This is a genomic window from Colwellia marinimaniae, assembly GCF_002207865.1.
GTDB lineage: Bacteria > Pseudomonadota > Gammaproteobacteria > Enterobacterales > Alteromonadaceae > Colwellia > Colwellia marinimaniae.
Map to the genome: position 1 here is coordinate 1 of NZ_BDQM01000401.1, position 250 is coordinate 250.

Annotated in this window: 1 protein-coding gene; it reads right to left on the reverse strand. The window is 40.4% G+C overall.

Annotated elements, in window-relative coordinates; genetic code table 11:
- The coding region (locus tag MTCD1_RS19820) for a PAS domain S-box protein (protein WP_143760211.1) at window positions 1–250 on the reverse strand (250 nt) is incomplete at both ends.

Sequence of the window (250 nt, forward strand, 5' to 3'; positions counted from 1 at the left end):
GGGTAATAATCTGTTGATCTGTTTTCTTATCTTCGGTCACATCACTAAAAACGGCAAAGAAATATTTAAGTTTATCGCCTTCTTTAATACTCGACAGCGTCACTTGTTGCGCAAATATTTCACCAGCACGGTTGCGACTCCAAATAACACCTTTCCATTCATTGTGCTCTAGCAATGCTTCGGCTATATCATGATAGAACTGTTCATCATGGACGCCTGATCGTAATAAATTATGCGTACGCCCTATCGC